Origin of the sequence: Providencia sp. PROV040, from assembly GCF_032706145.1 — a bacterium.
GTDB lineage: Bacteria > Pseudomonadota > Gammaproteobacteria > Enterobacterales > Enterobacteriaceae > Providencia > Providencia hangzhouensis.
This window is the reverse complement of sequence record NZ_CP120530.1, coordinates 4,277,005-4,300,607: the sequence shown is the minus strand read 5'-3', so window position 1 is coordinate 4,300,607 and position 23,603 is coordinate 4,277,005. Positions and strand designations below refer to the sequence as shown.

At 42.7% G+C, this 23,603-nt stretch carries 20 protein-coding genes; 10 read left to right on the top strand and 10 right to left on the bottom strand.

Annotated features, from left to right (window positions below):
- The first annotated feature begins 8 nt into the window (after positions 1 to 8).
- Genes P3L40_RS20010 through P3L40_RS20000 form a run of 3 tightly spaced genes read left to right on the top strand, consistent with a single transcriptional unit; the run spans position 9 to position 3,409 of the window.
- Positions 9 to 1,043, top strand: coding sequence for an ABC transporter permease (locus P3L40_RS20010; RefSeq protein WP_210853070.1), 1,035 nt, complete (start codon positions 9 to 11; stop codon positions 1,041 to 1,043).
- An 18-nt stretch (positions 1,044 to 1,061) separates the two neighbouring features.
- Positions 1,062 to 1,925: an L-ribulose-5-phosphate 3-epimerase gene (locus tag P3L40_RS20005; protein WP_096864476.1), complete on the top strand. Its 864-nt coding sequence runs from the start codon at positions 1,062 to 1,064 to the stop codon at positions 1,923 to 1,925.
- Between the two features lie 11 nt (positions 1,926 to 1,936).
- Positions 1,937 to 3,409: an FGGY-family carbohydrate kinase gene (locus P3L40_RS20000; RefSeq protein WP_210853067.1), complete on the top strand. Its 1,473-nt coding sequence runs from the start codon at positions 1,937 to 1,939 to the stop codon at positions 3,407 to 3,409.
- 60 nt (positions 3,410 to 3,469) lie between these two features.
- On the opposite strand, the gene P3L40_RS19995 is transcribed toward P3L40_RS20000, so the two are convergent.
- Complete coding sequence (locus P3L40_RS19995) at positions 3,470 to 4,816, bottom strand: phosphoethanolamine transferase (RefSeq protein ID WP_161595390.1); 1,347 nt, start codon at positions 4,814 to 4,816, stop codon at positions 3,470 to 3,472.
- A 483-nt stretch (positions 4,817 to 5,299) separates the two neighbouring features.
- On the opposite strand from P3L40_RS19995, the gene P3L40_RS19990 reads away from it, so the two are divergent.
- From P3L40_RS19990 to P3L40_RS19975, 4 genes are read left to right on the top strand one after another with little or no spacing between them, the layout of a single operon-like run.
- Entirely contained in the window at positions 5,300 to 6,049 is a 750-nt protein-coding gene (locus tag P3L40_RS19990; protein WP_094961586.1) for a sugar phosphate isomerase/epimerase family protein, read from the top strand.
- 21 nt (positions 6,050 to 6,070) lie between these two features.
- Positions 6,071 to 7,051 (top strand): sugar kinase, encoded by a 981-nt coding sequence (locus P3L40_RS19985; RefSeq protein ID WP_094961587.1) that lies wholly within the window; start codon positions 6,071 to 6,073, stop codon positions 7,049 to 7,051.
- 13 nt (positions 7,052 to 7,064) lie between these two features.
- Complete coding sequence (locus P3L40_RS19980) at positions 7,065 to 8,345, top strand: MFS transporter (RefSeq protein WP_004259221.1); 1,281 nt, start codon at positions 7,065 to 7,067, stop codon at positions 8,343 to 8,345.
- A 10-nt stretch (positions 8,346 to 8,355) separates the two neighbouring features.
- Entirely contained in the window at positions 8,356 to 9,330 is a 975-nt protein-coding gene (locus P3L40_RS19975; RefSeq protein ID WP_096864472.1) for an NAD(P)-dependent oxidoreductase, read from the top strand.
- A gap of 43 nt (positions 9,331 to 9,373) precedes the next feature.
- Here P3L40_RS19975 and P3L40_RS19970 read toward each other — a convergent pair whose 3' ends face one another.
- The 3 genes from P3L40_RS19970 to dsdC form a co-directional block, all read right to left on the bottom strand.
- Complete coding sequence (locus P3L40_RS19970) at positions 9,374 to 9,841, bottom strand: hypothetical protein (protein ID WP_096864471.1); 468 nt, start codon at positions 9,839 to 9,841, stop codon at positions 9,374 to 9,376.
- A gap of 124 nt (positions 9,842 to 9,965) precedes the next feature.
- Complete coding sequence (locus P3L40_RS19965) at positions 9,966 to 11,006, bottom strand: LacI family DNA-binding transcriptional regulator (RefSeq protein ID WP_136134287.1); 1,041 nt, start codon at positions 11,004 to 11,006, stop codon at positions 9,966 to 9,968.
- Positions 11,007 to 11,049: 43 nt separating this feature from the next.
- Complete coding sequence (gene dsdC / locus P3L40_RS19960; RefSeq protein ID WP_004259232.1) at positions 11,050 to 12,021, bottom strand: DNA-binding transcriptional regulator DsdC; 972 nt, start codon at positions 12,019 to 12,021, stop codon at positions 11,050 to 11,052.
- Between the two features lie 217 nt (positions 12,022 to 12,238).
- On the opposite strand from dsdC, the gene dsdX reads away from it, so the two are divergent.
- Together dsdX and dsdA are read left to right on the top strand one after the other, a co-directional pair.
- On the top strand, positions 12,239 to 13,576 hold the full coding sequence (gene dsdX, locus P3L40_RS19955; RefSeq protein WP_272693280.1) for a D-serine transporter DsdX: 1,338 nt from the start codon (positions 12,239 to 12,241) through the stop codon (positions 13,574 to 13,576).
- Positions 13,577 to 13,588: 12 nt separating this feature from the next.
- Positions 13,589 to 14,923 (top strand): D-serine ammonia-lyase, encoded by a 1,335-nt coding sequence (gene dsdA / locus P3L40_RS19950; protein WP_210853065.1) that lies wholly within the window; start codon positions 13,589 to 13,591, stop codon positions 14,921 to 14,923.
- Between the two features lie 69 nt (positions 14,924 to 14,992).
- Here the strand turns inward: dsdA and P3L40_RS19945 are convergent, their stop codons facing one another.
- Genes P3L40_RS19945 through P3L40_RS19920 form a run of 6 tightly spaced genes read right to left on the bottom strand, consistent with a single transcriptional unit; the run spans position 14,993 to position 22,032 of the window.
- Positions 14,993 to 16,054, bottom strand: a complete 1,062-nt coding sequence (locus P3L40_RS19945; RefSeq protein WP_036958059.1) for an osmoprotectant NAGGN system M42 family peptidase — start codon at positions 16,052 to 16,054, stop codon at positions 14,993 to 14,995.
- A gap of 4 nt (positions 16,055 to 16,058) precedes the next feature.
- On the bottom strand, positions 16,059 to 16,829 hold the full coding sequence (locus tag P3L40_RS19940; RefSeq protein WP_004259240.1) for a FadR/GntR family transcriptional regulator: 771 nt from the start codon (positions 16,827 to 16,829) through the stop codon (positions 16,059 to 16,061).
- Positions 16,830 to 16,859: 30 nt separating this feature from the next.
- Positions 16,860 to 17,663, bottom strand: coding sequence for an ABC transporter ATP-binding protein (locus P3L40_RS19935; RefSeq protein ID WP_004259244.1), 804 nt, complete (start codon positions 17,661 to 17,663; stop codon positions 16,860 to 16,862).
- Entirely contained in the window at positions 17,663 to 19,477 is a 1,815-nt protein-coding gene (locus tag P3L40_RS19930; RefSeq protein ID WP_004259247.1) for a dipeptide/oligopeptide/nickel ABC transporter permease/ATP-binding protein, read from the bottom strand. The genes P3L40_RS19935 and P3L40_RS19930 overlap by 1 nt, the downstream gene beginning before the upstream one ends.
- On the bottom strand, positions 19,474 to 20,421 hold the full coding sequence (locus P3L40_RS19925; protein ID WP_004259249.1) for an ABC transporter permease: 948 nt from the start codon (positions 20,419 to 20,421) through the stop codon (positions 19,474 to 19,476). The genes P3L40_RS19930 and P3L40_RS19925 overlap by 4 nt, the downstream gene beginning before the upstream one ends.
- Positions 20,422 to 20,472: 51 nt before the next feature.
- Complete coding sequence (locus P3L40_RS19920; RefSeq protein WP_136134282.1) at positions 20,473 to 22,032, bottom strand: ABC transporter substrate-binding protein; 1,560 nt, start codon at positions 22,030 to 22,032, stop codon at positions 20,473 to 20,475.
- Positions 22,033 to 22,195: 163 nt separating this feature from the next.
- Here P3L40_RS19920 and P3L40_RS19915 point away from each other — a divergent pair, with 163 nt between their 5' ends.
- Positions 22,196 to 22,858 (top strand): DUF1028 domain-containing protein, encoded by a 663-nt coding sequence (locus P3L40_RS19915; protein WP_094961597.1) that lies wholly within the window; start codon positions 22,196 to 22,198, stop codon positions 22,856 to 22,858.
- Positions 22,859 to 23,603 lie beyond the last annotated feature (745 nt).

Below are 23,603 nucleotides of genomic sequence, written 5' to 3'. Positions count from 1 at the left end.
ATATCACCATGAAAAAAAATGCTTTTTTTAAAATTGATGGCTCTGTTATCGGACTGCTTTCAATCTTTGTTCTGGCTATCGCCGCGTTTAGTATTGCCATGCCAGGGCACTTTTTTACTCAAAATACCTTTTTGAGTATCACTTTTCAGTTACCTGAATTGGGCTTACTCACCTTTGCCATGTTTGTACCTATGTTAAGTGGCGGCTTAAACCTCGCCATTATTAGTACCGCTAACTTAACTGGCCTGTTTATGGCTTGGGTGTTTATCAATTACCTGCCAGTGGATGCAGGGACGGGCACACAGCTGATGTGGCTGGTCTTCACATTGATCGGCGCAACTGTAATTGCGGTCATTATCGGTAGCTTAACAGGGCTGATGATTTCCCATATCGGGGCACACCCTATTCTAGTCACTCTCGGTACTATGACGATTATTAGTGGTATTGGCGTTTACCTAACCAAAGGAGCAGCGCTGAGTGGCATGCCGCCCATTGTTCGTGCCATTGGTTCCGATACGGTGCTTGGGGTACCAATTGCGATGATTATTTTCATTGTTACCGCAATTCTCTTAGCACTGTTTCTAGGCTGTACGCGTTTAGGTAAAAATATCTATATGAGTGGCAGTAACATCAATGCAACGTGGTTCAGCGGTATTCGTACCGACCGTGTCATGATTGCGATATACACCATTTCTAGCCTGTTATGTGTATTAGCTGGGCTCATCATGATGGCTCGCTTTAACTCTGCACGTATGGGCTACGGGGACTCCTATTTACTGCTCACCATTCTTGCCATCGTATTAGGTGGAACTAACCCATTTGGGGGGGTTGGTAAGGTTAGCCGAGTGTTCTGTGCCTTATTGGTTTTACAGGTCATTGCGACAGGTTTAAGCCTGCTTGGTGTAAGCCTGCACTTTAACCTCGCAGTTTGGGGGATCACGCTCATCTTGGCACTAGCATTCAAGTTCTTCAAAGAAAAATGGAGTGCTAAACGTGCGATGAACCGCAACCAACGCCTTAATAAAGCATCGACACAAAGTTAATTTTTCAAGGGGAAAACCATGCGCAAGCATCCAATTGGTATTTATGAAAAAGCATTACCGAAAAACAGCAGTTGGTTAGAAAAATTAGTTATCGCAAAATCTGCAGGTTATGATTTTGTGGAGATGTCAGTAGATGAAACTGACGAACGTCTAGCTCGGTTAGACTGGAGCACCGCTGAACGTCTGGAAGTGGTTAGAGCCATTCAAGAAACAGGTATTCGCATTCCAAGTATGTGTTTATCGGGCCATCGCCGTTTTCCTTTCGGTAGCCATGATGAAGGCACTCGCATGATGGCCTATACCTTAATGGAAAAAGCCATTAAGCTCGCTCAAGACTTAGGCATTCGCACTATTCAGCTCGCGGGTTATGACGTTTACTATGAAGAGCAAGATGCCGAAACGATTGCCAATTTCGAAAAAGGCATGCAATGGGTCAGTGAAATTGCGGCCGCTTCTCAAGTGATGTGTGCGGTAGAAATCATGGATACGCCATTTATGAATTCCATTAGCAAATGGCAAACGCTTTCCGATAAAATTCGCTCGCCTTGGTTCAAGGTGTATCCTGATGTCGGCAACTTAACGGCATGGGGCAATGATGTCGAAAAAGAATTCACCCAAGGAATTGAACACGTCGCAGCAATTCACTTAAAAGATACGTATGCGGTGACTGAAACCTGTAAAGGCCAATTCCGTGATGTGCCTTTCGGTGAAGGCTGCGTGGATTTTGTTAATTTATTCAAATTATTAAAACGTTTAAATTACCGTGGCTCCTTCCTGATTGAAATGTGGACAGAAAAAGCCGATGAGCCACTGATTGAAATTATCAAAGCTCGTCATTGGATGGAAGACAAAATGCAACAAGCAGGCTGGCACAACGCCTAAAGGAGCCGATAATGAATGCATTTTTTATGGGTGTTGACCTTGGTGGTACCGTCATTAAAGCGGGTATCTACACCGCAGAAGGCCAAGAAATTACCGTTGCTGAACATTCTTTTCCCACTGAGAGTCCACAAGCAGGTTTTAGTGAACGTAATATGGAGATGCTGTGGGAAGCGGCTTGCAGCGTGATTCGCCAAGCGATTCAAAATAGCCAGCTCAACGCCGCCCAAATTTCCGGTGTCAGCTTTTCTTCTCACGGCAAAGGGCTGTATTTACTCAATAGCCAAGGAAAACCGGTTAGGAATGGGATTGTGTCATCTGATTCACGAGCTCAATCTATTGTTGATGAATGGCACCAAAACGGTACTGCGGATAAAGCTTACCCATTGAGTTTGCAGCAATTATGGGCTTCTCATCCCGTGGCACTACTGCGTTGGCTAAAACAACACGAGCCTGATAATTATCGCGATACTCAGCATGTTTTGATGGTTCATGACTATATTCGCTATCGCTTAACCGACCAAATTGCCTGCGAAGAAACCAATATTTCGGGTAGCCAATTATTTAACCAAATCCAGTCGAGTTATGATCCTAAACTATGCCAACTGTTTGGTATTGATGAAGCAAATGACAAACTAGCTCCCGTGATTAACTCGGCCCAATTAGCGGGTACCGTAACCCACAAAGCCGCTGCTGAGTCTGGACTTGTAGAAGGAACCCCTGTATTTGGTGGCTTCTTTGATGTCGTGGGTGCAGCGTTGGCGTCAGGGGTGAGTCAAAAAGATAAACTCAGCGCCGTAGCCGGAACTTGGACCATTTCAACACGCGTCTTCGATGAAATCGTGCCTTCAGATTACCCATACGTATGGAGTAAATACTGTATTCCAGGTACCTATTTTGTCCACGAAGGCAGCCCGACTTCCGCCAGTAACCTCGCGTGGTTCACTCGTCACTTCTTCAATCAACGTTTGCAAGATTATAACGTACTGAATCACTGTGTGGCTGAAGGGGCAACACGGCCAAATGATATTCTGTTTTTTCCTTGGCTGTACGGTTCTAACTACCACAGTAATTTGCATGGTGGTCTACTCGGTTTGAGCTCACACCATACGGATGCTGATATTGTTTATGCTATCTATCAAGGAATTGTGTTTTCACATTTGCTACATCAAGACCGTATTGTTGGCCTTGATAATACAACAGAATCTATTCGTTTCACGGGTGGCCCAACACAGTCACCACTGTGGATGCAAATGTTCTGTGATGCCAGTAACTTGCCGTTAGATGTCGTCAATGTACAGCAATCAGGTTGCCAAGCCGCTGCACTTTGTGCCGCAGTCGGAACAGGTTACTATTCAGGTTTTGATGTCGCTATTGCGGCAAGCACACCCAAAATCACGACTTACCAACCAAACACCGTTGGGTATCAACAGTTACGTGATAAATTTGCCCGCTTTAAAGCTGTTGCAGATGCATTGAGTCAATAACTTGTTGAATAAAAATAAAGGCAGAACTGATAGCTCGGTTCTGCCTTATTTTTTGACATATTAATTGTCAGCGACAACTTTGGTATTAACTGTGGCTGGTGATAATACGGTATCCTGCGGCAAGCTATCGTACTTCACAAACTCGTCCCGTGGGAAAACAAAGACATCGATATCTTTTTCAGGTGTGATAGTCTCCGCCACGATACTTTTCGCTGGGGATGTTAGGTTAGTTTCTACTCCTAACCACGACGCGAAATAATCAAATAAATTCCACTCACTTAACATTTCATCGCGAAATTCACGTTTAGTATCATCCGAATTGATGACCACTAATGGGACTTGATATGCCCCTTTCACGAGTTGACCATGGCGTAAGTATAGATTTCCGTCTTTGATATACCCTTTATACTCTGCTTCCAGAGCTTTTACGTGCTGCTTATTGGCTTTGACTAGCCCTTGCCCATGGTCAGAAAAATATAAAATGGAGAACGGGTAATCCCCATTTTTATTATTTTCTTGCAAGATACTATAAATATCGCCAATAAAATCATCACTCAGTTTAATCGCTGAAACATAACAGTTCGCTATACTTCCCCAGCCAGTATCAAATTGCTCAGGGTTAATGTTGTAATTATTTTTAACGAGTTCGCAAGCTCCTTTCGGCCAACCATCATGGTGAGGCCCCCACATATGAACAAAAATGACTTTTTCTTTCTCTGACGGGTTATTTAACGCAGCTTTAAAGGCAGGTAACATTTTAAAATCATTGGTGAGTTTATTCACACTGTCATCAACGACAAACTTTTCTTGCACGAAAAGGTTTTCAAAACCAGGCTTGCTGTCTCTAACCGGTAAAAAATAATTTGCCTTTAGAAAATAATTTGTAAAGCCAATTTCATCATCACCAAAACTGCCATTATTACCGATATAATAGGTTTCATAACCCGCTTTGTTGGCTAAATCAACAACTGAATTATTATTGTAATACGGCTTTTCATGGTGCTGTGTGATCGTCTTTAAATCATTTTTCGCTAAAGCTCGCGTTAAGGTCGGTACCGTATTGGATGCCGCACTAATAAAATTATTGAAAAAACGCCCATTTACCGATGAAAGAAACGGTGTATTTTCTAATGGGTAGCCATAAGTATTCATATAATTCTTATTGGTACTTTCACCAATAATGACAACTTTTATCTTATATTTATCATCGTTTTTTTTAGTAATTTGAATATCACTAGCCGTATTCACGCCATAGCAAATATCTGCATTGCTTTTTGCTGCTTGAATTAACTCAGGTGTACAGGCTTTTTTATAGACGCCGGCACTTTCATTGGTATTTGCTTGAGCCCATGAAACGCTAGCTAACAGAAGCGCACTATAAAGTGCGGTTAATTTCATTACTTTCATACTCAGAACCTCATCTTCGTAACTTATTATATTTATGAGTTGCTGTGGTGTAGCCAGGGTAGAGTTTGTGAAATAATGTAGCATTGCACTAAAATTTCACACCTTAATTAATATATTGAAATATTATTTCATTAAAAGACGAAGAAGACGAAATTGAGATACAGCTAACAATAATTAATTATGAAGAATCACGCATTTACTAGGCATATTTTCATGTTAGCTGTATATCAAGAAAGATAAAAAATTAGTAATCAACTAGTTATATACCATAAATTCATTTATCAGAATGAATAATAAGCGTTACACCCATTACATCTAGAGTTGTGATAAAGATCTGCAATTAAACATTAATCGCCATTTGATTAGTGATACAGCTCTAATTTTGCTCTTTCCTCACTAGAAAGCATTATGGAACCGGTTCCATAATACATTATTCGCAATGACAAATGGGCAAAATGCCCTTTAATCAGACAGAGGAAAGTCATGAGCAAACACATTATTGTTGTCACTGCGGCCTATGGGGCGCAAACCGTAAAACAATTAGGCGGCCAACAAGCCTTATTCGAAGTGATTCAAAACAGCCATGCAGATGGAGTGGAGATCCGCCAAGAGCTTTTGCTGCCGAATGATAGCCTGACGGATATTGCTGATAAGCTACAAGCAAGGCAACTAAAAGCTGTCTATTCTATTCCTGATACCCTATTTCAACAACGAGCTCCTATCGCAATCACCAAATTACAAGGCTATTTCGAAGATGCCAAACAACTCAATGCACGCTTTTTAAAACTATCACTTGGTGAGCTACCTGAGTGCTATGACTTATCCGAAGTTATTGGTGTCATCAATCAATACACCACCCAATTAGTGATTGAGAACGACCAAACAGAAGCCGGTGGTCATATTGCGCCTCTTGAACGCTTTTTTGCTGATGTCAAAACCCAGAATATGCCCATAAAAATGGCGTTTGATATGGCGAACTGGCATTGGCATCGGGAAGATCCGTTAAAAGCCGCACATATTTTTGCTCCCCAAGTCGCTTACATTCACGTTAAAGCCTGCCAATTGCGTGACAACAAACGTGTTGCTGTAGCACTTGATGACAGCGATGGCACTTGGAAAGAAGTGCTAACCGCCCTACCGAATGACGTTCCTTGTGGTATCGAGTTTCCACTCGAAGGCGATGATTTACGTGCAGTCACTGAATACTATGTTTCTCTGTTAAAGACTTTCTAGGTTAGAGGGAGAATTAATTTTATGAAAAACCAATTAGATGTCGTAACTCTTGGTGAGGCCATGATGATGTTCGTCGCCACACAAACAGGGAAATTACATGAGGTCGAAAACTTTGTTCGCCGTGCCGCAGGGGCTGAACTCAACGTTGCTGTTGGCCTTTCACGCCTTGGGTTAAAAACGGGATGGATTAGCCGCTTAGGTAATGACTCTTTTGGGCGTTTTATCCAAGCCACATTGGATAATGAATATATAGATACTCAATGTGTTACGGTAGATTCTCGTTACCCAACTGGCTTTCAACTCAAATCTAAAGCCGAAAATGGAACCGATCCCATCGTAGAGTATTTTCGTCAAGGTTCTGCGGCAAGTCACTTAGATTTAACAGACTTTAATGAAGATTATTTTCTATCCGCACGCCATTTACATTTAAGTGGCGTGGCAGCAGCACTTTCACCCACCAGCTACCAACTGTCACTGCATGCCGCGAAATGGATGCGAAATGCAGGTAAAACACTGTCATTTGACCCCAACTTGCGCCCTTCTCTATGGAAGAGTGAAACAGCGATGGTAGAACAGCTCAACCAACTCGCGTTCCAAGCTAATTGGGTCTTACCAGGCTTAAAAGAAGGCAAAATTCTGACGGGCTTCGACCAACCCGAGTCTATTGCTGACTTTTACCTCGCTCAAGGTGTTGAAGCCGTTGTGATTAAAACCGGAGAACACGGCGCATATTATAAAACTGCGGGTAACCAACAAGGTATGGTTCCTGCCGTGCATATTAAACAAGTCATTGATACCGTCGGTGCCGGCGATGGTTTTGCCGTTGGCGTCATTAGCGCCTTACTTGAAGGCTTAACACTACCGCAAGCTGTTGCAAGAGGTAATTTTGTTGGAGCTAGAGCCATTCAAGTTATAGGTGATAGTGAAGGCTTACCAACTCAAGCGCAATTGCAGCATGAAATGGCATTACTCTCCGCCACCACCACTAAAGCTGCATGTTAAAAGGAAATCGATTATGACAATGAATACTCCAGCAGCGTCACGTTGGTGGCGCATCATGCCAATCGTGTTTATCACCTATAGCCTTGCTTATTTGGATAGAGCAAACTACAGCTTTGCCGCCGCTGCAGGTATCAACGCTGACTTAGGCATTACCAAAGGGATGTCGTCACTACTCGGCTCATTATTTTTCCTTGGCTATTTCTTTTTCCAAATACCAGGCGCTATCTACGCGGAAAAGCGCAGTGTCCGCAAACTGATTTTTGCCTGTATTTTTCTCTGGGGAATGTTTGCCAGCTTAACGGGAATGGTCAGTAATATCCCAATGCTAGTGATTATTCGCTTTAGTTTGGGTGTCGTTGAAGCCGCCGTGATGCCAGCGATGCTCATCTATATCAGTAACTGGTTCACTCAATCAGAACGCTCACGCGCCAATACCTTTTTAATTTTAGGTAACCCAGTCACGGTGTTGTGGATGTCCGTGCTATCCGGTTATCTCATTCAAGCGTTCGGTTGGCGTGAAATGTTTATCATTGAAGGGGTTCCAGCGATTTTGTGGGCTTTTTTCTGGTGGAGAACAGCACGTGATAAACCAAGCCAAGTGAATTGGCTAAGCCAGACTGAAAAAGAGACATTAGATAAAATTCTCAGTGACGAACAGAAAAACATCAAACCCGTTCGTAATTACCGTGAAGCCTTTAAGTCTCGTAACGTGATTTTACTGTGCGCCCAGTATTTTTGCTGGAGCATCGGTGTGTATGGCTTCGTACTGTGGCTGCCATCTATTATTCGTGGAGCATCTAACCTTGGGATGGTAGAAACAGGCTGGCTTTCTGCCGTTCCTTACCTTGCGGCAACCTTAGCGATGATCCTCGTATCATGGGCATCTGACCGTATGCATAACCGCAAACTATTCGTTTGGCCAATGCTTTTACTCGGTGCGATTTGCTTCCTCGGTTCGTACTTACTCGGTAGCACGAATTTTTGGTTCTCTTATACCTTATTAGTGATTGCGGGTGCAGCAATGTACGCCCCATATGGGCCCTTCTTCGCTATCATTCCTGAAATGTTGCCAAAGAACGTTGCAGGTGGTGCAATGGCATTAATCAATAGTATGGGCGCATTAGGTTCATTCTTTGGTTCATGGTTTGTTGGCTATTTAAATGGAGCAACAGGTAGCCCAAGTGCTTCGTATATGTTTATGGGACTCGCATTATTAGCCTCGGTTTTCTTTACCTTGATAGTCAAACCAAACCAAGAACAAAACAATGATGTTGTCATCACGAAGCATGCTTAAAAGGGATACTATGAAACAGAATATTATTTTATATAAATCCATTCCTACGGATCAACTTGAACGGCTACAGCAACACTTTAATGTTACTGTATTTGATAGCGTTACACCTGAAAATCTCGCTAGCTTTAAACAAGCGTTATCCCGCGCTGACGGCATTATCGGGGCCAGCTATCCTATCACGGCAGATGACATTGCCAACGCTCCGAATTTGAAAGCGGCATCGACCATTTCCGTTGGTGTCGATCAATTTGATATTGATGCAATGAATGCTAGAAAGATTGCATTAATGCATACACCTAATGTATTAACCGAAACCACCGCCGATACCATTTTTACGTTAGTGCTTTGCAGTGCACGCCGCATTATCGAAATGGCTGAGATGGTCAAAAATGGCCAATGGACTCAAAGTATTGGTGAAGATGCATATGGCAGTAATGTGAATGGGAAAACTATCGGTATTTTAGGCATGGGCCGCATTGGCTATGCCGTTGCCAAACGCGCTTATTTAGGCTTCGGGATGCCAGTTCTCTATTACAATAACCATATCCACCCCGATGCAGAAACCCAACTTAAGGCACGTCGTTGTGACCTCGATACGTTGCTGGCAGAATCGGATTTTGTCTGTGTCGTGCTGCCATTATCAGCGTCAACCGAAAAGTTGATCGGTAAAAATGAGTTGGCAAAAATGAAACCCAGTGCATTTTTGATCAACGGTTCAAGAGGCCGTATCGTCGATGAAGCCGCCCTGATCGATGCATTAGAAAGTGGCACAATTCGCGGGGCGGGTTTAGATGTGTTTGAAGTTGAACCCCTTCCAAGCAACTCTAAGCTACTCACGCTGCCAAATGTGGTTGCTCTGCCGCACATCGGTTCTGCCACCCATGAAACCCGTTACGCCATGGTCGAGTGCGCTGTTGATAACCTAATAGCCGCCTTAAAGGGTGACCTAAGCCAAAATTGTGTTAACCCTGAAATAGCAAAATAGCTGGAATGCCCTAATTTATTAGGGCTCTTTGGCTCTTTAACCATCAATGCGCATGAGCGTGTCCCGGGCGAGCAACATTGCTTCGCTCACACTCGGTCAAAAATTGGATAGAATTCAGTTTACTGGTTGATGGTGCTAAATAATATAATCCGACGGTTTTTTGACTGGGTGAGTAAATCTCCAACATGCCATTGACATCAGAATAATAATCACCTTTATTTATCACGATGTTAAAATCTTTTATTTTCTCAACGCGTCGCTGTTCCGTACTTTTCACTAACGGATAACTCATATACTCATAGCCAACAAAATCAACGATATTAACCTGATTATTATTGAAAAAGACTTGTACCTTACTTGCACCCGTTGGAAAGATAAATTTGCCATTTCGCTCTAATGTGATGTGATTATAGCTTTGGTCAACTTGGCAGGTATATTCTTTGATACCGCTTCTGGTGCTACACCCCGCTAGAACAATGCTAGCTAGCAATAATATCCCTATCTTTCTCATATGTTCCCTATGCCCTCAAAATGGTTATAACATAATCTGCATATCAGTATACATGCAACAAACCTTAAGCCAAATTGAGAAATAGTAACGAAATTTTAAGAACCGAATAACTTAGCCCCAAAGACTACAATGTCGTCGATTTTCGGATCAGCAATTCCCCATTAAATAAGTATTGCATCGGGGGTTTATCTGGATTTTCCAGTTTTTCGAGCAAACACTCCACCGCCTTGTGCCCCATTTCCGCTGTCGGTTGAGACACTGAGGTTACCCCTTGCCCAGCCAATGCCGCCCATTCGAGGTTATCGAAACTCAAAAAGCCAATATCCGTTCCCCAACGTAGCCCTTGTTTATTCATGACATACGCCAGCTGCAAAGTCAGTACGCCATTAGCGGCAACAATCACTTTGCGCATACCACGATGTGCAGTACAAAAATCGGCAACAATGGCCTCTAATTTTGCAGGGTCAGGCAAGGTCACTTGATGAAATTCGCTTTGGATATGTTGATGGCTCCGCGATAACGCTTGAAAGGTCTGTAAGCGCTCTTGGCGTGCGCTGTTATACACAATGGGCTCAGTCACGAAGCAAATCGCTTCAAACCCTTGTTCAATCAGATGATTAAAGGCCATTTGTGCAGAAGCGGGGTTATCTAACCCCACCATGTCACTGGGAAAATTGTCGATTTTTCTATCTAACAAGACGAAAGGTAGGGTGGTTTCTTTCAGCACTTCAATGAATTGTTCGTTAACACCCGCTGAATTTATGATAAGTCCATCAACGCGGTAACCTTTTAGCAATTGAATAAATTGGCATTCACGCTCAATGCTGTTATCTGCATTGCAAACCACGGTCATGAAACCTTGTTTGATTGACTCGGCTTCTACCCCTTTTAATACTTCAACAGAGAATGGGTTACCGATATCGGCAATAATCAAACCAATCAAGCCTGTCCGCCCATGTTTCAAGCTGCGCGCCATTTGGTTTGGGCGATAGTTTAATTCACGAATGGCGCTTTCAATGCGTTGACGTAAATTATCAGAAAGCAAATGAAATTCACCATTCAAATAACGTGAGATACTGGTTTTCCCTGCCTGAGCTTTGGCAGCGACATCTTTGATCGTGGCAACTTTTTGCGTTTTCGGGGCCATAGCTTCAGGTTTTTCCATTCTCTAGAAATATCACCAAGAGGTTATCTTACTCGAATAAGCATCATTTTACTTGTGGTATTGCGTTAACTTGCTGTTTTAACCATTGAATAAAAATATCCGCCTTTGGGTTTCGTTTATCATTTAGCATCGCAAAATAGTGGCGCTGTTGACACTTCAGCGAAATATCACCAAATGGCATTACCAGTTCTTGGCGCTTTAAGCGTTTTTCAACCAATTGTTTACGTCCCATCGCCACACCAGCATGGTTCATTGCGGCAACAATCGCTAAATCAGAGCGATCAAAGCATAGGTTTCGGCGATGAGGAAACAAGGTTAATTGGTAATGTTCACTCCACGCCTTCCATTCATCATAATCAGAGTTACTGCTCCAAGCTTGTCTATCATGTAGCAAAGTACAATTTTTCAATTGATGAATATTATTAAGCAAATCATGTTGTTTAGCATATTGCGGACTACAGACCGGAACAATTGACTCTGACATTAAATCTTCACAATATAAATTGGGCCGAGTAATATCATCATAATAAATAGCAATATCAATGCCATAGCCACGGAAGTTAACGTCATCGTTGCCCGTTAATAGATTTAACTGAATTGAGGGATATTGGTTAGCAAAATCCGCAATTTTGGGAATTAACCAGCACTGGGCGATGGATGGCCGTGAATACACCGTAAGTTCACCCGAGATTTCTTGGTTCTTGATATCAATAATTTCTTGGTTAATATCATCCAAATTTTTGCGTAGTGCCCAATAAATTCGCTCACCATCAATCGTCAGCTCAATACGCCGATGAAAACGCTCAAATAATTTAAAACCTAACTCCCCTTCTAACGTATTAATTCGGTGGCTAACTGCACTGGGTGTTAATGCCAGCTCCTGTGCCGCTAATGCAAAAGAGCTATGCCGTGCTGCTGCTTCAAAGGTATGTAGGCGCGATAGCTGATAACTTGATAGCCGTTTATTCCATTGAATAAATCCAGATTGCTCAAATTGATTGAAATTTTCTGACATCAACGCCTCCAATAAAAACAACGATACTCAATGATTTCTACAATACCCTTTTTAAGATGAATTTAGATGACCCAAAGACGCTATTCTCCGTTTTATATGACTAATATCACACCTTTGAGTTAATTTGATTCATCTAAAGCTCGTGTTTCATCGTTTGTCACCACTGAATATTTATTATCCAATAGAAAAACAATAACAAGATGATCAGAGGTAGGATATGGACTCTACAATGTGGATGATTGGTACTTTAGTTATCAGTATTTTACTAATCATCGTTTCAATTATTAAATTTAAGTTTCATCCCTTTTTAGCACTTTTACTCGCCAGCTTCTTTGTCGGTATCTCCATGCAAATGAATCCATTGGAGATGGTCAACGCTATCGAAAATGGCATTGGGGGTACACTTGGTTTCTTAGCTGCCATTATCGGGCTAGGAACTATTCTTGGAAAAATGATGGAAATCTCCGGGGCAGCAGAGCTAATTGGGGTGACATTACAAAAAAGCCGTTGGTTGACTCCCGATGTCACCATGGTACTCATTGGGTTAATCTGCGGTATCACCCTGTTTGTTGAGGTCGGTGTGGTGTTACTGATCCCACTCGCATTTTCCATTGCCAAAAGAACCAATACTTCATTATTAAAGTTAGCGATCCCATTGTGTACTGCGCTGATGGCCGTCCATTGCATCGTACCGCCACACCCTGCTGCTCTATTTGTCACAAATGAATTAGGTGCTGATATTGGTACGGTGATTGTTGCAGGGTTAGCCGTAGGCCTAGTCGCATCATTAGTCGGCGGGCCACTGTTCCTCAAATTCTTAGGTGACCGCTTACCGTTTAAAACTGTGCCAGAAGCGTTCTCAGATCTTGAGGTACGTGAAGAAAAAGACTTACCTTCTTTAGGTGCGACACTGTTCACGGTGTTATTGCCAATTGCCCTCATGTTAATCAAGACTGCCGCTGACTTGAACATGAGCAAAGATAGCCAGTTATTTACCCTCTTACAGTTTATTGGTAACCCAATAACCGCTATGTTTATTGCTGCTTTTGTCGCTTATTACATGTTAGGGATAAGACGTAACATGGGTATGAGCGTATTACTCAGCAAAACCGAAGAGAGTTTTAGCTCAATCGCTAATATTTTATTGATTATCGGCGCAGGCGGGGCATTTAACGGTATCTTAAAAGGCAGTGGACTGAGCGATTCCTTAGCGATGGTGTTATCTGGTATTGATATGCACCCAATTTTACTGGCTTGGCTAGTCGCCATTATTCTTCATGCCGCTGTCGGTTCTGCCACCGTTGCGATGATGGGCGCAACGGCGATTGTTGCTCCGCTAATGCCAATGTACCCACACATTAGCCCAGAAATTATGACATTAGCCATTGGCTCAGGCGCAATTGGCTGCACTATCGTCACTGATTCATTGTTCTGGTTAGTCAAACAGTACTGTAATGCGACTTTAGCCGAAACATTCCGTTTTTATAGTGTCGCCACGTTGATTGCGTCTTTCGTCGCGCTGGCCGGGACTTTTGCACTTTCATTTGTGATTTAAAAGAGAGTAATTATGACTCAGATAAATGTTGATAAGTTAATTGCTGACTACCCTTTAGTTCAGGACTTAATCGATTTAAAGCAAATTGCGTGGTTCAACCCAAAGGTCACGACGACGCAAGCGGGTTTGCCTTATGTCGGGCTAACCATTGAAGATGTTCAAGATGCAGAAGCGCGCTTAAACCGCTTTGCGCCTTATTTGATGAAAGCGTTTCCAGAAACTCAAGCGACACAAGGGATTATTGAATCTGAAGTTATCGATATTCCCAACATGCAGGCCGCGCTGGAAAAACGGTATCAAACGCCAATAACAGGGAAAATGTTACTGAAAAAAGATAGCCACCTGCCAATTTCAGGGTCAATCAAAGCCCGCGGTGGCATCTATGAGGTTTTAACCCATGCAGAAAAATTGGCTTTAGAAGCTGGTTTATTATCAACAGATGATAATTACGAAATTTTATTCTCAGAACAATTTCGTCAATTCTTTAGCCAATACCGCATCGCGGTGGGCTCAACCGGTAACCTTGGCATGTCCATCGGTATTATGAGCGCTAAACTTGGCTTTAGCGTCAGCGTGCATATGTCCGCAGATGCCAGACAATGGAAAAAAGACAAATTGTGTTCACATGGTGTGAATGTTGTGGAATATGAGCAAGATTACAGCATCGCCGTTGAACAAGGCCGTAAAGAAGCAGAAAAAGACCCAAACTGCTTTTTTATTGATGATGAAAACTCCACAACCCTATTTCTTGGCTATGCCGTCGCAGGCCTTCGCCTAAAAAAACAATTTGTAGAGCAAGGGATTACAGTGGATAACGACCACCCGCTATTTGTCTATTTACCTTGTGGTGTTGGTGGTGGCCCCGGTGGCGTTGCTTTCGGGTTAAAACTCGCCTTTGGGGATGCCGCCCATTGCTTATTTACAGAACCAACCCATTCACCTTGTATGTTGTTAGGAGTACATACCGGGTTACATGATGGCGTGTCAGTTCAAGAGATTGGTATCGATAATATCACTGCCGCTGATGGCCTTGCCGTTGGCCGCGCATCCGGTTTTGTGGGGCGCGCGATGGAGCGGTTGATTGATGGTTATTACACTATCGATGATAGCGAAATGTATAACCTGTTAGGCTTACTCAACCAGACCGAATCTATTAAATTAGAGCCTTCGGCCTTGGCGGGTATGACTGGCTGTGTGCATGTAACGCAAAACACAGATTATTTGCAATCCAAATCACTCACGCCTAAGCAACTGGCCAACGCAACACATCTGGTATGGGCAACAGGTGGCGGTATGGTACCCGCAGATGAGATGCAAAAATATTTATCACAAGCCAATCTAAGTTAACAATTAACATGTTCAAAGCCCTCCTCACGTTAAATGATATGAGGGCTTTTTACCATCAGCCGCAAATTATTAGTTTTGCAATGATTGCCCCGGTAATGGGACTAAATCACTTTCAATATAGCGTCTCACTAAAGTCGCGAGCGCGACTAATGAGTCCAAATGAGTCCTTTCCCAACCGTGGGAGCTATCTAGTGCGAAACATGCTAAAGCCGCACGAATATCCCATCCTGCATCAATTGCTGCAGCACTATCCGAACGATAATGTTTAAACGTATCGCGGACGTGAGGAATGTCATACTGCTGGCATAATTGTAATAAATGCCGCGTAATTGCTAAATCAAACGGGCCGGTTCTGTCGCGAAAAGCTAAGGTGAGGGCGTCATCCCTTGTGGTTTGGTCTGGCGCAGAAACGGAGTTATCAATCGCCAATAACTCTTGAACTTGCGGACCAAAACCGTGGGTGCCTCCGATACCGACCTCTTCTGAAATCGTGAACATCATTTGGCAAGATACCGCTGGCACAATACCGTCATCCACCAGTGATTTTAATGCGGCTAACATCACTGCACATCCGGCTTTATCATCCAAATGACGCGATACAATAAAACCGTTATCAATGAATTCGGGTTGAGCATCCACTGCAACAATATCACCGACGTTTAAGCCATGGGATTGCAAATCAGCAAAGTTATAACAGGGGGCATCAAGGCGAATTTCTAAATTATCCCAATCGGCTACTTGGGTATCTACCTCAGTATTAAAACGGTGCCCTGAGGCTTTTAATGGCAAAATTGTCCCACGATATTGGTGATCATCACTAAATACTGTCACCCTTGCACCTTCCGCAAAACGGGCTGCCCATGTGCCTGTATTACGCAGTGCCAAACGCCCATTCGGTTTGAGTTGTGTCACCATCGCCCCTAATGTATCAAGGTGTGCGGCCAATGCACGTTTAGGTTCTTCAGAACCGAGTGTGATATAGAGCACCCCGCGGCGTGTGTATTTTGGTGTAAACCCCAACTCCGACAACCATTGGTGAGTTTGCGCAACGGCTTGTTCAGTCATCCCAACAGGGCTAGGTGTGCATAATAATGTTTTTAATACAGAGGTCAGATATACTTTATCTATCATTATATTATCTATCTTCACTTAAGAAACGTTCTTGTAATGTGGCTTGTAGCGCTAACATGGCTTGTTCTGCATAAGCCATATGTGCTTCCATTACCGATTGAACTTTAGCGGCATCTTTACGGCGTAAAGCCTCGATTAATTGATATTGGTATTCGATGCCTTGACGCCTGTCGACAGGCTCAGGTTTTAAATAAATGTCCTGACAAACGGCTAAGTCTTTGAGTAAGCGTTGTAAAAAATGGCAGATAAACACTAATAAAACGTTATCGGAATAGCTAGCGACCACCGCATGAAAATCCAGTTCTGCCATTCGTTGCTGCCAGCGTTCATTTTCATCTACGGGCTCATGGTCATAAATGGCGATGGTATCGTACAGCTTTTGAATTCCTGCGTTATCGATATTATCAATGGCACTGACTGCTACCACCGGTTCTAATAATTTACGTAACGTATAAATATCCTTGATTGATATATCCCGCGTAAATAAATAGTTCGATAACAAACTCATCGCTCGCGCTTCAGTCATTGAATCAATAAACGCGCCACCACCAGGCCCAGTTTTTGTTTTAATTAACCCTTGAACTTCCAATGACTTTAATGCTTCTCTCACAGTGCTTTTGCTAGCGTTATAATGTTCAATTAACTCTTTTTCTTGTGGCAAACGGTCACCGGGTATGAGGTTATTGGCCATAATGGTTTCTTTTATCGCATTGACGATTTCATCAGTACGTTTAATACGCACTGATTCTATCGTCATTGGCTTATTGGTGCTCATATTAGCTTCTCAACTGGTTTAAATAAGTTTCTAATCGACTGAATCAACACGAATTCGTGGGGCACTTGCCAATAAATTTCGCGTATATTCATGCTCCGGTGCGGCAAATAAGCTGCGGGTATCTCGACATTCTAGCAAATCCCCTAAATAGAGTACGGCAACTCTATCTGCAATCGACTCCACTACCGCCAAATCATGGCTAATAAATAAATACGATAATGAAAACTGTTGTTTAAGTTGTTCTAATAACAATAAAACTTGCGCTTGTACCGAAACATCCAGCGCACTAACGGGTTCATCAAGTACCAATATTCGTGCATCAGCAGCTAATGCTCTCGCAATCGCTAACCGCTGTGCCTGCCCTCCTGAAAACTCATGAGGATAGCAAGCTAAAGCGTCGATTGGCATATTGACAGCTTCGAGTAATTCCGCCAAACGCTTCGCTCTTTGTGATGTGTTCATGTGCTTTAAGTATTTCAATGGAACCGTTAATGTCTCGCCTATCGTTTTACGGGGGTTTAAAGAAGCAACCGGGTCTTGAAAAACGTACTGAATGGCTTGCCCAAATGCACGTGAACCTTGTTGCAGCCATTCGGCACGAGTTTGCCCTAATACCGTAATTTCCCCCGAGGTTTCACGCTCCAACCCAACTAAAATACGCGCTAAGGTACTTTTTCCTGAGCCACTCTCCCCTACAACAGCAAGGGTTTCACCTTCATAGAGCGATAATGAAATATTTTTTAGTGCGTGAACTTGGCGCCCTTGAGGGTGAAATAGGCCTCTTGGCTGCCCGAAGGTTTTCACCAACTGATTAACCTCAATCACTTTTTTCATTAAACCTCCTGAGCCGATGTTAAATCATCACCATTGGGCTGATGACCATAAAGTTGTTGGACTTGTTTTAAAAATCCACGCCCTTCCCCTAATTTAGGGACACTGGCGATCAGGCGTTGTGTGTAAGGATGCTGAGGCTGGCGTAATACCGTTTGTGTCTCCCCTGTTTCAACTATCTCACCTTGCTGCATGACGGCAACACGGTCGCAAATTTGGTTAATAACCGCGAAATCATGGGTAATAAATAAGAGTGCAACACCGCGTTCACGGCGTAGTTGGTTGAGTAACTCTAAAATACGCGCCTGCACCGTAACATCTAATGCGGTGGTCGGCTCGTCGGCAATAATCAACACAGGATCATTAGCCAATGCCATCGCTATCCCTACCCGCTGGCGCTGCCCGCCCGAAAGCTCATGGGGGTAGGCATCAAAACGCTCCTGCGCATCTGGGATCCCAACGCTATCCAATAATTCAATGGCTTTATTTTTCGCCTCATAGAATGACAACGATTGGTGAGCAGTAATGGCCTCACGCAATTGCACACCTATGGTAAATTGCGGATGGAGTGTCGTCAGCGGGTCTTGGAAAATATAGGATACCTTCGCACCGCGACGGCGCTGCATAACAGATAACGGTAATGACAACATTTCTTCATGTTCTACATAAATACCACCAGCGGTAACCAACGCAGGAGGCGATGCAAGCAACCCCATTACAGATAAAGCCGTAACACTCTTACCCGAACCGCTTTCTCCAATTAGCCCTAAACATTCCCCCGCACCAACGGTAAAACTGATCCCTTTTACCGTTGGGCGTAATTGATTTCCTTGGCGAAAAGCGACCGACAAGTCTTTGACTTCTAATACCGCTTGTTCACCTCCCGTTTTCGCAGGAATATTAACTCTGTCAGTCTGTGTCATCGGTTGTGAGCGCTGTAAAGCTCCTGATTTTAACCGGGGATCAAGAATGTCACGCACGCCATCCCCTAACAGGTTAAAACTAATCACAATAAGAAAGATCATAATACCAGGTACCAATGCCACATGAGGAGCAACAAACATTTGTGCGCGCCCTTGCCCTAGCATTGAACCTAAATCTGCATTCGGTGGTTGAGTACCTAGCCCTAAAAATGACAAGCCTGCCGTCTCTAAGATCATCCAGCCAATGGTCGTTGACATGGTAACCACAATGATTGGCAAGACATTCGGTAACACTTCCGTTAATAGGACTTGTAGGTGGTTTTTACCTGACAACCTTGCAGCTTGAATAAAGTCTCTATCACGTAACCCCACCGTTAACCCACGAATATTCCTAGCAAAAAAGGGAATATTCACTAATGCGATAGCATACAACGCATTGAGTAACCCAGGCCCCAGTACCGCTACAATCGCTAATGCCAATAAAATGTATGGAAATGCCATTAGCATATCAATACAACGCATCAATAATGTATCGGTACGATGGCCAACATACCCAGCTACCAAGCCAATCAGGGTGCCGAATATTGCCGCAATTAGTGTTGCGGAAATACCGACCAATAGGGATACTCGCGTTCCCCACAGCAATCGAGACAAAATATCTCGCCCTAAATGGTCAGTACCTAATAAATGGCCAGATGAAAAAGCGGGAAGTAGCCGATTAACTAAATCTGTTTCATCAGGATTAGCAAGAGGTAGCCAAGGCGCTAAAAATGCCAAGAGCATAATGATAGATAACGTAAATAAGCCCAAAGTTGCTAAACGGTTCGCCAGTAATAATGAGCCAATCGATTGGCGATGACGATGCTGAATAACAGGGGTCACTGACTGGCTCATGATTTCAACCTCGGGTCTAACATGGCTTGCGCAACATCCGCAAGTAAATTGATAAAGACATAGGACGCTGCTGCAATCAATACGCCCCCTTGAACTAAAAACAAGTCACGGGTTGCCACAGCCTTCACTAACATGGCGCCTAGCCCCGGCCACTGAAAAACGGTTTCAATGTACACCGCACCACCAAAAACAAAGCCCGCTTGGATACCAATGACTGGGATAACGGAAACCAGTGCCATGCGAAATGCATGGCGAAAAATCACTTTGCGCTCACTCAAGCCTTTTGCTCTTGCGGTACGAATAAAATCAAGTCGCAGTACCTCTAACATTGCTGTGCGCGTCAAACGCGCTATCACCCCTGTCGCGACTAATGAAAGCGTCACTGCGGGTAAAACAAGGTGATGCAATAAATCGCTCAGGCCACCGCCTTGCCAAATATCGTACATTCCTGATGCCGGAAACCATTGTAATTGAACAGAAAAAAGCATAATCATCAATAAGCCGATCCAAAAAGATGGCATTGAGATACCCAATAAAACAGCAAGTGTAATAAATCGGTCACTCCAACTGAATTGGCGAATGGCGGAAAGGACTCCGGCCAGTAACCCTAAAACTGAACTCAGTAACAACGCACTTCCGCCCAAAATTAATGTGGCAGAAAATCGCTCTAAAACTTCATCAACGACAGGCCGGTTAAGAACAAATGAACGGCCAAAGTCACCCGAAATTAAATTATGCATCCAAATAAAATATTGCTGATATAACGGCTTATCCAACCCAAGCTCTGTTTTTACTCTAGCCACATTTTCAGGAGTCGCCCAAGGGCCAAGCAGCGCTTGAGCAGGGTCTCCAGGGATCATTGCCATGATAAAAAAGACAATTAACGTCAAACCAATCAGTATGGGTATGGTCGCTAAAATGCGTTTCAAACAGTATAACCACATAGTTTTTCCCCATAAAATCAAAAGATTAATTGAATATTTAATTCACATTAATCAATCTTTACGAACGTCTTTAAGTAATAAGTTAAAGTTAGGCTGCAATTTGAAATGTTTAACATGCTCATTAGCGACCGCATTTTGCTTCCAATTCGCCACAAATAACCAAGGGGCATCTTGATGAACAATTTTTTGTACTTGCCGATATAACTGGGCGCGCTCCTCGAGATTATTGGTGACTCGAGCTTTGTCTAATAACCTATCGAGCTGCTTGTTACTGTAATAACCAGAATTGAACCCGCCTTTATCCGGCCAAGAAGCGCTATGTAAGGTTAAAAAGGGTAAAGTATCTGGGTCATTCGTCATCCACGCCATTTCGGCCATATGCGCTTGTTTTAGACCTGCATTGACCTTTGATAAGTAAGTATTCCATTCAAAGGTTTGAATTTCGACAGATAGCCCAACCGCTTTCAGGTCTGCTTGAATGGCTGTCGCCATGGGGATCGGGTCTAGCATCCCTGAGCCCCCTTCCGTGACATAAAAAATAACTTTTTGCCCTTGAGCCCCTGCTTCTGCTATTAATTGGCGTGCTTTTTCAGGGTCATAAGGATAAGCCTTGGTTTCTGCATCAAATGCCCAATCAAATGCCGATGGGATGGGCCCTTGTGCTACTCCCGCAGAGTCCTGAAGAATGTATTTCACAATATTGTCTTTATTTACCGCATAGTTAACGGCTTGCCTCACACGCACATCATCAAACGGTGGCTGAGACGCATTGAGCATGGCATACCAAACATGAGGCCCTACGGCTTCATAAACATAAAAGCGGTTGTCATTAACAAATAATGGGACGTTATCAGCAGGGACTTCCACCATGGCATCAATTCCCCCCGATAACATTTCGGCTACCCGAGTATTGGCGTCAGTGATAGGCCGAAAAACAACATGTTTTAAACTGGGTTTACCATCCCAATAGTCTTCATTAGCGGATACGACCACCCTTTGGTTTGCGGTCCACTCATCAAACTTGAAGGGACCTGTTCCGCTGGGGTGCCGGCTAAAGTCTTTGTCATATTTCTTTACTGCTGTGGGTGAAACAATCAGCCCTGCAGGTGTCGCTAAGTTCGATAAAAACGGGGCAAACGGTTCTTTTAAGGCAAACACCACCGTTTTATCATCTGGAGTTTCTATCTTGTCTATTGCAGAAAAGAAAAATGATAATGGGAATGGCCCTGTATGGTAGTACGGGTGCTGGTTATCCAACATTCGCTCAAATGTGAATTTAACTGCATCCGCATTGAATGGGCTACCATCGTGAAATTTTATATTCTCGCGTAAATGGAAAGTATATGTCAGGCCATCATCACTAACAGACCATGATTGGGCTAAAGCAGGTTCAAGCGTTAATGTACCGTCCGCATTGCGAACTAACCCTTCGTACAAGTTAACCAAAATTCGGGAATCATTCGCAGCGGTTGCCACTTGTGGGTCTAATGACTGCGGCTCAGCAACTTGCCCTAATAATAAGACATCAGGATGGTTCACCGCCAATGTCGGTAGCGAAATAAAGCATAAAAGCCAAAAACTGGCTATCCACCTACATAAACGCATTTTCATTTGCTTCCCCCTGAGTGCTGACATTGCTATATGATTGTGAAGTGTGATTTGTGTCAATTTTGTTAATAATTTTATCTTTTTCTTTATTTATGATGATGAATTATATTTCAAGCAAGAATTTATAATGATAAATTTGATCAAGGTCTAATTTATGAGGTGTAAAATGACATTTTCAATTGTGGCGCGCTGCCCATTGACAGGAAAAATAGGTGCAGCGACGGCAACGGGTGGCCCTGCGGTTGGTGCATTGGTCTTACATGGCAAAAGCCAAACGGGGGCAATCGCAACTCAAGCAATGACCAACCCCATTGCTGGCTTAACAGGTATTGAATATTTGCAGCAAGGCCATAATGCGAATAAAAGCTTAGATCATCTGGTTAAGGAAGATATTGACTGTGAACGGCGACAATTAATTATTATGGATAACTATGGTGATACAGCTGATTGGACAGGTCAATATTGCTTACCTTGGTGTGGAAGTCTATCGGAACCCAACTTAGCCATTGCTGGAAATATGTTAGTAGGTGAACAGGTTCTAAGCGCTATTTATCAAAGCTATTATAAAAATGCTGACCAAGATCTGGCTGATCGATTACTCATTGCCATGCAAGCTGGTGCCGATGAAGGTGGTGATTATCGAGGCATCCGCTCCGCTGCATTAAAAGTATGGAATGACCGGCAATACGCAGACATTGATATTCGCTGCGATTGGTCAGAAGCACCGCTATCAGCGCTTGAAACCATCCTTCAACAGGTTCGCTCCGAGGATTATGCTAATTTTTTCGCGCAAATCCCCACAGGAAATGAATATATCGCTAATAAGTGAAGCTATCATGGTGCATATCGACTAATAAAGTAAAATAACTGAATGATGTGTACCTGAAGTAAAAGTAACTATTTATGAAAATATTATTAACTGCATGAATAACTCTGTATTTTTTATCATTAAAGCCAGTTTAGCTTATTATTCAATTTATCATTCATTACTTAATCTTAATTATTCACTCTTGTCATACGTCCTATTACTTTTTACTATTCGTTGCCATCAGAAAATAAGTGGTTATTTTTAACAACATTAAAAATAATGAAAAACATCTATTGCTTTAAATTTATCTAATTCTATCTCATAAATGATTACGATAATTAACCTTAATAAAGACTAGGTTATTTATTTTTGTTTAGACACTTCACCACAGAAACAAAATAACATTTATTATCAACTTGTTATATACCAACTCCCCAGCTAACCTAGTGGACAATATTTATGCAACCTAACCAATCAATATTAAATACGTTTAAATACTGCAAGCCTTAACAAATGGATGATTAATAATCAAATGAACAAAAATAGCTCAAAAAGTACATTTAAAACTCATTTATATATTAATTTCCCAATTTTAGAACTTAAGGGATATTCAGAATTTTCATCTATGGTGAAATATTAATCTCCCTCTTTGACCCCCTCATCAATTATTGCCTTTAAGCTAAATTTTCATATTTACACCTGTACACTTTTAATGACATTAACATTAAAAAAATATTAATTCTTATATCTCTAAAATAAAGTAATC